Genomic DNA, 12,921 nt, shown 5'->3' with positions numbered 1-12,921 from the left:
ACCTAACTTAGCTCTAACCTTCGAAAGCTGCTGGTGCCTCCCTGGGAACACCGGAGCATCAACAACGCTGGGGTGGTGAGGAAGTAGTAGCGGGCCGGGTCGCTACAGGGGCGGCTGCTTCCCCAGGTACCCGGCTTCGTCAGGGCGCAGCGCCTTCCGTCGGTCGCAACCGACGGTGCCGGTCGTCCCGTCGGGTCCGGCCACGGTGGTGCGCGTGGGACAAGCCCAGACGAAGTAGCGCTGGGCTGGGTGACTGGTCGTGTGCGGGGACCCTGCCGGGCGCTGCTTGGACGGGATCGTGTACTTGCGCAGTTCGGCCTGGGCGCCGTGGTCGGGGCAGACGGGCGGGTGGAGCAACAGGTCAGCGTTCTCGTGTTCAAGGATGTGGCGGGCGAAGCGGCGTCCCCGGAACGGGACCATGATCTCCCGCCGGCCCTGACCGCCAGGCGCGTGGGACAAGGTGTTGAGGCTGCCGAGGAAGCAGAGCTGCTCGTCGACCACCAGGATCTTCTGATGCATGTCCTTGATCTCCACCACGGTGTCGGCCACCGCCTTGAGTTCGGGCAGCCGACGCGCAGCGTCGGCCGCGGTGGTCGGTTTCGCCAGCTGACCCTGCAGCAGACTGTCGCTCTCGTGGGTGACGAAGAGGTGTATCCGCACACCACGACGGCGCGCGTCGTGAAGCCGCGGGAGCACCTCCCACATGCGCTTGGTGTACCAGGGCGACCAGAGCCAAATGCTGTGGCGTGCCTGGTCGATGGCATCGAGGGCGTCGGGGAAGTAGCTGTCCTCGTCGTGGATCGCGGTGTACCGGACGTGGCCCTCGAAGGCATGCCAGATCTCCTGCTGCAACGGGTTCAGCCCCGGCGACTCGCCGTCGGACAGACCGAGGAGTTGACCGGAACGGACGCCGCCCACCAATGGCACGGGCTGCGCTCTCGCCATGTCCCGCAACTGGGCCAGTACCGTCCCTTTGTCCGCTCTGGCCAGAGCGTCCCAGGCCGCGAGCACGTAGACACGCTGGCGGGCTCGCGTCGCACCCACGTTGAAGAGTCTGGCTCCATCCTTCGGGTAGCCGCGCGGGTCCTTGAAGTCGCCGACTGCGGCCCACCCCGGAAGCACACCGTCCTCCACCAGGTCCAGGATGACCACGTCGAACTCCCGGCCCTGGAAGCGGTGCGCCGTACCCACCTCCACCGCGGGGGTACGGAAGAGCCGGCCCTGGTCGTGGAGCCAGTCGTGCGTCACCTGGGCCTGCAGCTTGTACGGCGTGACGATGCCGACGCTCTCACCCTCGTCGTGGTGGCGCTCGGCCAGTGCGGTCGCCAGCAGACTGCCGGCAACCCACCAGCGGCCCTTTTCGCCCGGCACCCGCCGTGCGGAAGCGATTCCGTCGTCGCCCTCGCCGAGTCCGTCAGTGGTGACCAGGATGATCTCCGGGTCGAGGGCCCGGTCCCGCACCGGGCGGGCCGACCTGAGCGTCCCGCCGTAGGCGATCCGGTTGACCAGATCGGTGGTGTCGGGGCCGAACCGGTGCGTGGTGAGCAGCGCCGCGCAGCCGGGGTGCGCCAGCGCGTCGGCGGGCGTGCGGATGCCCACCAGCTCGAAGCAGTCCGTGCGAATCCACCGCTCCAGCTCCGGCTGCTTAGGCACGCGCTTGGGCATGACCGGGCCGAGCTGGCAGAAGTCCCCGAACAGGACGACGGTCTCCTTGGCCTTGGTGACCGCGACGATCAGCTCGGGCAGCAGTGCGGCCCCGGCCTCGTCGACCAGTACGACGTCATAAGGCCCGTCAGCCACGGTCCGATTGAGCCGCAACCGGGCGAGCGTGGTGGCCACCACGCTCGCCCCGCGGATCAGCTCGGGCTCGGCCTGGGAGCGTCGGCGCGCCAGCTCCCGCACGAGACGCTCGTGTTCGCGCTCCAACTCGCCCTGCCGAGCCAGCAGACCAGCACAGAAACCCCGCAGTTCCCGGAGCCGGACAGCCAGCCGGGGCAGTCCGGCGCTGTCTGCGGCCCGCACCAGATCAGCGTCCTCGGGCTGGGGACGGTGGTCCTGCTGGGCCGTCCGCAGCCGGTGCCGGGCGGCCTGCGCCGTCTGCTGGGCGAGCGTGAGATCCTGGTCCACTTTGGCCTGGACGGCAGCGGTCGAATCGATCAGCGCCAGTTGCAGGCGCAGCGCGGTGTCATCGACAGGATGCGCGGCAGCCCGCGCCTGGGCGATGCGCCGGCGCAGTACGTCATGGTGGGCGGAGTAGGTCTCGGTGGCCTGGGCGACCTGCTGCTGAAGAGCAACTCGGCGTCGGGTCTGCTCGGTTCGTTCGCGCTGGATCTCGCCTCGCCGCCGCATGGTCCGCAGACGACCCCGCCCGTCGAGTTCACGTTCCTCGGTGTCCAGAGCGGCCAGCGCGGCCTCGGCGTCGAACAGCCCGGCCCGCAGGTGCTGCCCGCTCTGCTCCCCCTTCTCGATCTCGGCCTGCCACTGCGCCACCTGCTCAAGCAGAGCCCGCTGGGGCGCCCAGCTCTCCCAGCGCCCCCGCGCCTCCTGGTGCCCAGCAGAGGCGTACTCACTCCGGGTTCGGGCGTCCGCCTCGCCCGCTTCACCTGCCTCCAGTTCGATCGCGAGGCGCTCCACCAGAACGCCGTGGGCAAGACGTTCCTTGGCCCGTTCGTACGTTTCGGGATCGAAACCGGCAAGTCGGGTCTCCGTCCCGCGCAGTTCGGTCAGCGCCGGTTCGCCTGCCAGGGCTGCGAGTTGCTCGGCGATCCCCTCCACTGCCCGCTCAGCCTCCGCCACCTTCGCCCGCACCAACAAGGGCAGCGAAACCCGCGAGTCCTCGGCCACATGACGGAGCGCGGGAGAGCCGACCCGGACCATCAGGCCGGGCGGCAACGACAGGCGCTCCTTGAGCACGCCCTCCAACGCGTTGTCCACTGCCACGTTGGTACCAGAGACCAGCAGGACCCGCTTGCCCCGCAGGGCCAGGTCACTCAACGCCCGGGTCAGCACGGTCGTCTTCCCCGTGCCGGGCGGCCCCCAGACCAACCGCAAGCCTGGAGAGGTGCAGGCCAGGTACGCCTGTGCCTGGCCACCCTCCAGGACACCATCGCAGGCCGAGGTCTCCGCGGGCGCAACCGCGTCGATCCGGCCGCTGACCAACCGCTCTGCGAGTCCGGTGTCCGGCAAGGCCGCCAGTGCCTCGCGCAGTGAGCGGAGCAGGAAATCGGGCGGGCGCCGCACCGCCCACAGCGCTAATCCGCTCCGGGGTGCATGGGCCGCCACCTGGAGGCGGACCCGCTCCGACTCGACCCGCCAGCCGAGGACGGTGAACGACCGCCCCCGCCGATCGTCGGGCCCGGCTCCGGTCGCCAACCGCATGTCCTGAAGGTCGTCCGGGTCGATCCGGCTCACATAAGTGGGCAGCCCGTACCAGCCGTCCTCCAGGTGGTGCACGTCCCCGACCCGCGTGTGCCTCGGAGATTCCGCGCGACCGCCGCCGCGGCCCTCACCAGCCAGCACCTCGTCCACTGCCTGGACCAGCTGCTCCATCCACTGCGCCAACGTTCCCCCACCTGGCCCACCTGGACGCAACGACGCCACTTCCGACAACTATCCCACGATGATCACTCCCTGTGTGCGCTTGTTATACAACTCACCACTCGCCACTACGGCGACCTGGCAGACGAGTCCCTGCAGATGGACGATCTCGGCGTCGAGGACGGCGGCGATACGGTCCGGATCGCGTCGGCGAACGGCGCTGACGGCGGACCCGCTGTCCGCTGTGATCAGCAGCGCCCCTCAAGGGCAGCTGTTGCGGCCAGGGAGTGGTTGGCCAGTTCCCCGGAGCCTGCCACGCAGGCGCCCCGGCGCGCTTGAGCAGACTGGGCAAGGGATCGCCCCGAACGGTCACATGATGGACCGGTACGAGGCTACTGTCTTGGGCCAAGTGCGTCCTGACAGGAGCGATCGTGAGCGCAAGTCAGCCAGAGCTTTCCGAGCAGCCTCAGACCGTGCCGACAGCGCGCCCACCCAGGGTCACGAGAGCGGACGTCAAGAACTTCCGCCTTCTGCGGAACGTCAGCGTCGCCTTCGACAAAGACGTCACCGTCTGCGTAGGCCGCAATAACACCGGAAAGACGTCACTGGCAGAGGTACTGAGCAGGTTCCTCCGCCCCGGCGACATCAGGCTCCGCGTGGAGGACTTCTCTGCGGAGTCCTACCCGGAGTTCACGCAGGCCTACAAAGCATTCGTCGCCGGGGACGAGGAGGCAGCGCGGAAGCTGCTTCCGGAGATCTCGCTGACCATCTTCATCAGCTACGACAAGGACACCACCGAGTACGGGCCCCTCAGCTCACTCATCGTCGACCTTGACCTGGACTGCACCGAGGCGGTTGTCACTGTCCGTTACGCACTGAAGCCGGGGGCAATGAAGGACTTCTTCCGCGGCGGACCAGACGACCTCGTGGAGGGGTGGGGCGAGTCGGTCCTCCTCGCTCTGGTCGGTCCTCGAATCACCCATCTCTTCGAGCGGTCCGCCATTGCCGTGGACCCGGCTGATGTGACTAACTTCCGCAGCATTTCGATGGCCGCGGTCGCCAGAGCGATCAAGGTCGACTTCGTCAAAGCCCAGCGCGGCCTGGATGACGAGAAAGAGAGACTCAAGGAGCCAATCGGAAAGGTCCTCGAATCGCTATTCATTGGCGCCTCGAAAGCGGATGGCGATTCCCTCCTCAAGGGATTTGCCAATGACGCTGAAAGTGCCCTTGATGCAATCTTTACAAGCCTGGACGAACAACTTCAGGACATGTACAACAAGATGGCACCAACAGTCTCCGACTTCGGCTACCCCGGCCTGGGGAACCGAAACTTCTCTACTCGGACCACCCTTGACACGAAACGCCTCCTGTCGAACTTCACCAGCATCAGGTACCCGGGTTCGGCCGGCATCGAACTACCCGAGTCATACAGTGGCCTGGGCTCCCGAAATCTGCTTCTCATCCTGCTCACGCTCTTCAGTTACTACCGGGAGTACGCGGCTCAGCGCAACCAATCCTGCGTGCACTTGGTGTTCATCGAGGAGCCCGAGGCGCACCTGCACCCCCAGATGCAGGAGATCTTCATTCATCAACTCGGAGTCTTCAAGCAAAAATTCCCCGTCGCAGACCAGGATTCCCACTCCTGGAACGCGCAGTTCCTGGTGACCACCCACTCTGCCCATATTGCCAACAGAGTCGGATTTTCCGCAGTAAGGTACTTCCGGCTGGACGAGTACGACGATCCGGATGGCGCGACGAGCTCACAGGTTCTGAACCTTGCCGATGCGCCCGGAGTAAGTAAGGACTTCCTGCACAAGTACCTGACCCTGACGAGAGCCGACCTCTTCTTCGCTGACAAGGCCATCTTGATCGAGGGCACAAGCGAACGGCTTTTCATCCCTGCCGCAATCGCGAGGTCCGACCGGGCTGACGGAGAGAAACGAGGCAGTCTGTCGAGCCAGTATGTCGCTGTCATGGAAGTTGGCGGCGCTTACGCTCATCTCTTTTATCCGTTCCTTGACTTCCTGGGGCTTCCGACCCTCGTCATCACCGACCTCGACGCGGTGAAGCCCAGCCCCAAGAAGCTCGAAAGCTGCTGTGTATCCGAGGGGACCACGACCTCCAACGAGGGAATCAAAAAGTGGTTCGCCCGAGAGGGAATCACCCTTGCCGAGTTGGTCCAACTCGCCGAGGAAGAAATACCTGTGACCGGAAGGCGCGGGCTCGTCTACCAGGTACCTGAGACTATTGGCGGTGCGTGCGGGCGAACGTTCGAGGATGCGTTCATCCTCGCCAATCCCGCCCTCTTCAACTTGGACGACGTCGCGACCAGGGGCACCGCTGAGCGTGAGCAGCAAGCCAGGGATATCGCAAAGGGGCAGAAGAAGAGCAACTTCGCCCTTCGGTTCGCCATAGAGGAGGAGAACTGGGAGATCCCCCGCTATATCAAGCGCGGTCTCGACTGGCTCCTCGATCAAGCGCCAACACGAGCCGAGGCCGACATGCCGGAGTCCGGCGCCAGCAGCAGTGACACCTCGCCGGACAGTCAGGTGGCAGTCGGATGACGATCTCAGATTTCCGGGAAGACAGCACCGCGAATCAGGAGAGTCAGCGCGCGCTGCGCGAGATCTTCATAGCCTTGGATAGTCGACGCAACTTCAAATTGGAGGCCGGCGCTGGAGCCGGCAAGACTCACTCGCTCATCGATACGCTCCGGCACATCCTGAACAACCGGCCGACATACCTGGCCCGAGAAGGTCAGCAAGTGGCGTGCGTCACCTATACCAACGTTGCCCGCAACGAGATAGTCAGTCGCACCGATGCCAGCCCACACGTCTTTGCCAGCACGATTCACGGATTTCTCTGGGAGATCATATCCGGCTTTCGAAAAATGCTTCTCCAGGAGATCCCCGCGCTTCCCGGCTGGGCTCGGATACTGGATGATGGGATCCCCATCGATGATTGCTCGGTCAGTTACGATCTGGGCTTTCGCGGCATCAACGAGGGCGTGGTTCGCCTCCATCACGACGATGTCCCGGAGCTCGCCATCAGATTCTTCAAGAATAAGAAATTCCGGTCCCTCATCGCGGACAGGTTCCCAATAATCCTCGTCGACGAGTACCAGGACACTCCCGCCGGCCTGGCAGAGGTCATGCTGGGCAACGTCACATCCCTGTCCAGTGAGTCGACCTACGGGTTCTTTGGTGACCACTGGCAACAGATCTACGACCGGACTTGCGGAGCAATTGATCATCTGCCGGTCACTGCAATCGACAAACGAGCCAACTGGCGCTCCAGCCAGCCTGTTGTCAGCTTCCTTAATCACATGCGCCCCGAGCTGCCTCAGGCTCCGGTCCCTGGCCGCAAGATCGGCTCCGTCACGATTTATCATACGAATGCCTGGACCAGGCCAAGGGAGTCTCGCTCAAAGAAAGGCCAGATCCCCGACGCGGCATTGAAGGAAACACTTCGCTGTGTCAATGGGGACGCCCAGAGGCGGAATTTGACAGAACGGGACGAGCCACTCAAGACCCTCATGCTGACCCATTCATCAATCGCCAAAGAATTGGGATTCGGCGAAATTAATGACGTTTTCAAGTACAACGATGACTACGTTCGAAAGCAGGACGAGGTCGTCGCATTTCTGCTGGAGACCCTGGAACCAGCTTGTGAATTTTTTCGCAGCAAGAAGTACGGGCAGATGTTCGATGTCCTGCGGCGATCTCGGCCCCGCATGAAATCCCACAGCGACAAGACCGGCTGGGTGGACCTCTTCCGGCAGCTTGATGTGGCCCGCGACAGAGGAACTGTAGGCGACGTCCTGGACCTTGTACTGAAGCAGGGCTACTTTTCCCCTCCTCGAGCCATTTCTGACCGCCAACGGAGGTGGAAGTCCGCATTGAGTGATCTGGCGCCCAGTGAGGTGCTGGCTGAACCACGAAGGATCGTCGAGTACGGGAAGCTTAGAGACGTCCAGTATCGCCAGATCATAGCTCTGCGCGAGTACGTGGACGAGAGGACCCCGTTTTCCACCCAACACGGTGTCAAGGGCGCCGAGTACCCATCTGTACTGGCCGTCTTCGGCGGCTGGACTCGGTACAACTTCCCGAAGATGCTCGCTGACTTCCCTCATCGTGGCTCACTCGACGCTGAGGACCGCAAGAGGTTCGAGCGCTCCCGGAACCTCTTCTATGTCGCGTGCTCACGCGCTCAGCAGGATCTCGTCCTGCTATTCACCACTGAGCTCTCCAAGGATGCCCTGCAGACCCTAGAGGAATGGGTCGGTCCAGCCAACATCATCGCGGTCAGCTACTCGTCTGACGGCACTCCTTGGGTCGACCAGCCGGGTTGTGACAACTTCGGCTCCGCACGGTGACCAACTTCTTCTCAGGAGGAAATTGGCACTACCTGTGGCAATTCATCTGACCTGGTGTCAAGTTCCTCGATCGCCACAGGCCGATCGCGGCGACGCGTCGAAAGCCTTCCCTCTACCTCACCGACCTTCGGTGAGCTCCGGATCCGGGGCCCAACAGAGCCCCACGCGCCCGGACTTCGCCAGAACGACGCCGCCCTGGCCCCGTGCAAGAGGTCAACAGTGGCGCGGCCCGCGGGCGGGTAGAGGCCATCAGGAAGGCAGGCGCCGGGACGGCGTTCAACCGCCAAGCCGGCGCCCTGTAGGCACCTAACCGTCTCGCCCGACAGAAGGAGCGTCACCCTCCAGGTGCTGACGGATGGTCAAGTACTGCTCGGGCGACCACTCGGGCGAGGCGGCCAGCTGATCTTCGACCCAGGCATCGATGTCTCTGTCCAGCCGCTCATCGTACGTGTCCAATGCCGGTACTCCCTGGAAACGCCTCAGGTCAGAACTACCTGGTTGTGTTCATCTACTGGCGCCAGTTGATTGATCGTCAGAAGCGATAACCAATGGCAGGACGCGTACCCCACCGAGAGGAGGATGGGTACGTCCCGCCTTGCTGAATCTGACATCGCCTCCTCTGCCCACTCCCACCAGTCCACAGGATTGGTGGCGTGCTGCTGGAGATACGGCGACTGGGCGTGCACCAGTCGATTCACCATGACGTCAGTATCACAGCACGCGAGCACTCCGCGGGGACGGTCTCATCAACACGCCGATACTGCATGCACGGGACCTGCCCCGGCGCGGCCCTCGCGCGCCCACGCGGTACGGTCCCCGTGCCCCAGTTGACTTCAGAGCAAGAGGTCAATGGGTGGAGCCGAAGGTCAACAGAGGTTCAGCGGTAGGCAGCCTCGATGGCAACCATCATCCTGCTCGCTCGGCGCCAGCGAGGTGCTGCAGGCAGCCTCTTCTGACTACCTACGACGATCACGATGTAGCGGGCAACCCGGACGAGGAGGCAGCCGGCGCAGTCGCGTTGGGTACGTATGGCGTCACCCGTGACGACGGCTCCTGCCAGGGCAGCGATGTTGTCCAGCAGAAGCTGGAACTAGGCCAGACAGGTCACCGCGCGTGGGATGGCGGGAGACAGGAACAGCACATACTGAATCAGACCCGCGGGGCAATCAAACGCGCTAAGATCCTCGCACGATTGCCTGGGAGATCGCGCGGTGGCCGCGCGATCAAGGTGATGGCTCCGGTTTCATCACTTCCGGACAAGTGCGGCGCAGATGTAACAGCGGCAACGGGCGCGGTCGGCTCGACACTCGTTGAGGGGACACGATGGACAATGCTTCAGGACTACCCGAATTCTGGAAAGAGTTCAGTTCACTGGGGCAGGAAGTTGACTATTTTGTGACCGCCCGACTGTTCGACGGAACGCCCGCGGTGTGGCCTCAAGAGCTCAGCTACATCAGATGGAGACATCTGGTTGCAACCGAGCTGGGTGTGGACCCAATGGCTGTCCAGCTAGTCGGAAGCGCTCGCCTGGGCTATTCCATGAACCCGAAGAAGAACTTCAGGAGGTTTCACGAAGGCTCAGACTTGGACATCGCGGTGATCTCACCAGAGTTGTTCGACAAGGCATGGGCTGAACTCAGAGAGATAATCGAGGACGATCTCTTCTCCGGAAATAAGAACTACCTGCGCAAGCTGGTTTTCGAGGAATGTATCGCCCTCGATATCGTACTGCCACGACTGTCCTTCGGTGAGAAGTGGTCACGATCCAGGGATCTCTTCATCCAGGATCTCGGTAGCACCTTCAGGAACTGCGAAGTCAATTATCGACTGTACCGCAACCATAGGTCACTCAGAAACTATCAGCTGAAAAGTGTGAACATCGCGCGAGATCGTGCGATCGAGGAGGGCGTGCACCATGGCTGACCACGGACTCAAGTTCGAGATCGAATCAAAAACGGTGGCAGAGTTCCGATCGCTAGACAAATCCGGCGAGCTGATCCTCCAACCCGAGTACCAGCGACAGGCCGTCTGGCCCGAGCGTGCCAAGGTGTCACTGATGGAGACCATCCTCCTCGGGTATCCGATCCCTGAGATCTATCTTGCATATGAGACATCACCGGAAGGGGAACAGACCGCATCCGTTGTCGATGGCCAGCAGCGCCTCACCTCCCTTCTTGAGTTTCTCAATAACAAGTTCCCGCTGGACGAATTGGAGGACGAGAAGCTAAGCGAGAAGTTCGAGGGGAAGTTTTTCAAGGAGCTGCCCGACGATGTACGTCAAGAGTTCTTCCAATATCGCTTCCCGATTCGGCGCCTGTCCAATCTCGCCGACGAGTTTGTGAGAGCAGTTTTCGCTCGCGTCAACAGGGTCAACATGGTGCTGACGGAGCAAGAGCTCCGAAATGCTTTGCTACCTGGCCCGTTCAATGACTTCCTCAAAGACTGCGCAGCTCACCAGATGAGCTCAGCGTCCGGAATTTTCAGCGGCGAACGACGTAAACGAGGCGGCGACCTGGAGTTCTATGCCGAGGTCTTCGGCAGCTGCATCTTCGGACTATCCAACAAAAAGAACGAGCTCAATGAACGCTATGACAAAATCTCTGCAGATTTCGAAGAATACCAGGACCGTTCGACGGAATTTCTCGACCTGCTGACGCTCCTCGAAAATACCATCAAGTGGGTTGGCCGAACCAGGTGGTCGAACATCGTCGACATGTTCACGCTTCTGCATGTCTCCTGGGGACTACGCCAAGAGCTCGGCAACGCTAGCCCGGGCCGGACGGCTCAGATTCGGGATCTTCTGGACCTGTTCCAGCGCGCAGTCTCGGCCAGGAAGCGCAGTGGCGAGAACGGAGAAACGGCCGGACTCATGTCATCTCTCGCAGCCATGGTCGACATGACGGCCGAGGAAGTCGAGAAGATCATCGATGAGTATACGTCTGGCATCCGAAACTCGTCCGACCTGGGCGCGCGTCGAACTCGCTCTCAGCAGCTGACGTTGATTCTTGCGACGTTTCTCAAGAGCTGACCGGCTCAAGCCTCTCCGCGCCGAATAACTGACCGAGAGCCGGACCCCCGCGCCGCTCAGCCTCGTCGGGCGCCTCCAGCTCCTAGTCTTACCGGCCCGCAGGAGCCGCGTGCCGCCTGGGGCCAGGGGCTGTTGCGCGGCGTACGACACCGAAGCGCGAACCGATGAAGGTCGACAGCTCGGACGATGAGCTGGGCGGTGCGATCAGCGGGCGTCGGCCGCGGGCCGGGGCAGTTCGTCAAGGTCGAGGGTATAGGTCCGCCCGTCGGCCAGCTCGATGGGCAGCTTGCCCGCGCCGTACTTGTGTGTGTGGGCCGCGATGTAGCCGGAGCCGGTGGGCCGGGTGTGGACGACGACCTCTGCGGCGTACGGGTCGACCACCACGTAGACCGGGATGCCGTAGCGGCCGTACTTCGCGGTGCAGTCGTCGTAGTCCTTGCGCGCTGAGGAGACGGACACCACCTCGGCGATCAGCAGCACGTCCTCGAAGCTGTAGCGCTTGCCCTGCCGCTGCGCGTCCTCCCGCAGGATCGCGAAGTCCGGGGCCGAGTTCTCGTCGGCCGGGAAGTCCAAGTACACGTCGGAGGCGGTCTTCGCATGTCGGCCGAGCGAGAGCGAGTCGATCTGCATCGACTTGATCGTGCTGGAGTGCTCAAAGCTCTGCGGAGTCATGATCACCTTCCCGTCGGTACCGAAGAAGACCACGTACCCAGCGGGGAACTCGGTGTGCATGACCGCGTCGACGCTCATCAACGGCTCCTTCCTGTCGCCTCTCAGGATATGGGGCCACGGTCCGGCACGGGGTCCCCTACGAGGTGCCGGCCCAGCAAGAGCAGCGGGGGTGCGCCAACCTTCGGTCCAAGCGTTGCTGTCCTGACCCAGTCGCGCACCATACGCATCCGCGTCAGTGCTCTCCGGAGACATCCCAGGTCAGGACCACCTGGTTGTGTTAAGTCATTGACACCAGTGGCATGCTGCGTAGCCGACGCTCAGCAGCACCGGCACCCCCCGCCGCTCGGCCTCGGCAAAAGCCTCGGGCCCCCAGGGCCACCAGTCGACGGGGTTGTCGGCGTGCTGCAGCAGATACGGGGAGGTGGCATCACCAAGTCGGTTCACGGCAACACTCTGTCACGGTGGCCCGCCCGACACACGGAGCGGGATCCCGGCGTCGGAGAACAGTACGCTGGGCCCAATCGCATCGAGCCTGTCGAGCGCCCCGAGGAGGTACGCCGATGACCGCCGAGATGGTCGCTCCCGCGTGGATGCACAACCAGATCACCGCAGAGGAGTACGACTCTTGGTCCGAGGAACAGTGCGCGGGTATCGAGATCGTGGACGGGATGGTCGTCGTGAGCCCGAGCGCGTCCAAGCGGCACAACCGCCTGGCCCGGATCCTGGCGAACGCCCTGGATGTGGCCGCCGGTCCGGACTGGAACGCCGACACGGACTTCGATGTCCGGTTGCAGGACGTGCCACTCACCAACCGGCGGCCCGACGTCGTGGTCTACCGGGCGGAGACCATCGACATCACGCCCACCCGCCCGGAACACGTCCTTCTTGTCGTCGAGGTCGTATCACCGGGCTCGGAGACCACCGACCGGATCGTGAAGGTGGATCAGTACGCCCGGGCGGGCATCGCCTTCTACTGGCGGGTCGAGCAGGCCGCCACCGGCGTCCCCCTCGTGTACACCTACGTCCTCGACGCCGCCAGCAAGACCTATAGGGACGGCGAGGTGTTCACCGGCGTGATCAAGGCCACCGCACCCTTCGCCGTCACGGTCGACCTGGGAGCCGTCTGATTACCTCTCTACGCACCAGTGGCGTGATGCGTACGCCTCCAAGAAGAGAACGGGCGCGTCCCGCCGCCAGGTCTCCGTGAATGCCTCCGGAGACCAGGGCCACCAGTCGACCGGGGCGGCCGACCTCTGAAGCAAATAACAGGCAAGGTCATCCAGCCAAACGGTCCACAGCGCTCAGGCTC

At 63.3% G+C, this 12,921-nt stretch carries 8 protein-coding genes and 2 pseudogenes; 5 read left to right on the top strand and 5 right to left on the bottom strand.

Annotation, left to right across the window (positions count from 1 at the left end):
• Nucleotides 1-102: 102 nt before the first annotated feature.
• Nucleotides 103-3,561 carry an AAA domain-containing protein gene (locus tag P3T34_RS24010; RefSeq protein WP_280668109.1) on the bottom strand — a complete coding sequence of 1,153 codons (3,459 nt, stop codon included), beginning with the start codon at nucleotides 3,559-3,561 and terminating at the stop codon, nucleotides 103-105.
• A gap of 407 nt (nucleotides 3,562-3,968) precedes the next feature.
• On the opposite strand from P3T34_RS24010, the gene P3T34_RS24005 reads away from it, so the two are divergent.
• Both P3T34_RS24005 and P3T34_RS24000 read left to right on the top strand, forming a co-directional pair.
• Nucleotides 3,969-6,101, top strand: a complete 2,133-nt coding sequence (locus tag P3T34_RS24005; protein WP_280668108.1) for an ATP-dependent endonuclease — start codon at nucleotides 3,969-3,971, stop codon at nucleotides 6,099-6,101.
• Nucleotides 6,098-7,912 (top strand): UvrD-helicase domain-containing protein, encoded by a 1,815-nt coding sequence (locus P3T34_RS24000; protein ID WP_280668107.1) that lies wholly within the window; start codon nucleotides 6,098-6,100, stop codon nucleotides 7,910-7,912. The genes P3T34_RS24005 and P3T34_RS24000 overlap by 4 nt, the downstream gene beginning before the upstream one ends.
• A gap of 533 nt (nucleotides 7,913-8,445) precedes the next feature.
• Here P3T34_RS24000 and P3T34_RS23995 read toward each other — a convergent pair.
• Nucleotides 8,446-8,613 (bottom strand): annotated as a pseudogene (locus P3T34_RS23995) (DUF255 domain-containing protein); the annotation flags it as partial.
• Nucleotides 8,614-9,235: 622 nt separating this feature from the next.
• Here P3T34_RS23995 and P3T34_RS23990 point away from each other — a divergent pair.
• Both P3T34_RS23990 and P3T34_RS23985 read left to right on the top strand, forming a co-directional pair.
• The gene (locus P3T34_RS23990; RefSeq protein WP_280668106.1) at nucleotides 9,236-9,835 is read left to right on the top strand and encodes a hypothetical protein; all 600 of its coding nucleotides are present in this window, start codon (nucleotides 9,236-9,238) and stop codon (nucleotides 9,833-9,835) included.
• Nucleotides 9,828-10,940 carry a DUF262 domain-containing protein gene (locus tag P3T34_RS23985; protein ID WP_280668105.1) on the top strand — a complete coding sequence of 371 codons (1,113 nt, stop codon included), beginning with the start codon at nucleotides 9,828-9,830 and terminating at the stop codon, nucleotides 10,938-10,940. Before P3T34_RS23990 ends, P3T34_RS23985 begins: the two co-directional genes overlap by 8 nt.
• 204 nt (nucleotides 10,941-11,144) lie before the next feature.
• Here the strand turns inward: P3T34_RS23985 and P3T34_RS23980 are convergent, their stop codons facing one another.
• Complete coding sequence (locus P3T34_RS23980; RefSeq protein WP_280668104.1) at nucleotides 11,145-11,690, bottom strand: Uma2 family endonuclease; 546 nt, start codon at nucleotides 11,688-11,690, stop codon at nucleotides 11,145-11,147.
• A 210-nt stretch (nucleotides 11,691-11,900) separates the two neighbouring features.
• Nucleotides 11,901-12,056 (bottom strand): annotated as a pseudogene (locus P3T34_RS23975) (DUF255 domain-containing protein); the annotation flags it as partial.
• A 116-nt stretch (nucleotides 12,057-12,172) separates the two neighbouring features.
• On the opposite strand from P3T34_RS23975, the gene P3T34_RS23970 reads away from it, so the two are divergent.
• Entirely contained in the window at nucleotides 12,173-12,739 is a 567-nt protein-coding gene (locus P3T34_RS23970) for a Uma2 family endonuclease (protein ID WP_280668103.1), read from the top strand.
• Here the strand turns inward: P3T34_RS23970 and P3T34_RS23965 are convergent, their stop codons facing one another.
• Complete coding sequence (locus P3T34_RS23965; RefSeq protein ID WP_348534681.1) at nucleotides 12,740-12,874, bottom strand: DUF255 domain-containing protein; 135 nt, start codon at nucleotides 12,872-12,874, stop codon at nucleotides 12,740-12,742.
• Between the last annotated feature and the right edge of the window lie 47 nt (nucleotides 12,875-12,921).

Origin of the sequence: Kitasatospora sp. MAP12-44 (assembly GCF_029892095.1) — a bacterium.
GTDB lineage: Bacteria > Actinomycetota > Actinomycetes > Streptomycetales > Streptomycetaceae > Kitasatospora.
The sequence above is the reverse complement of the archived record's forward strand: the minus strand, read 5'-3'. Positions and strand labels throughout refer to the sequence as shown.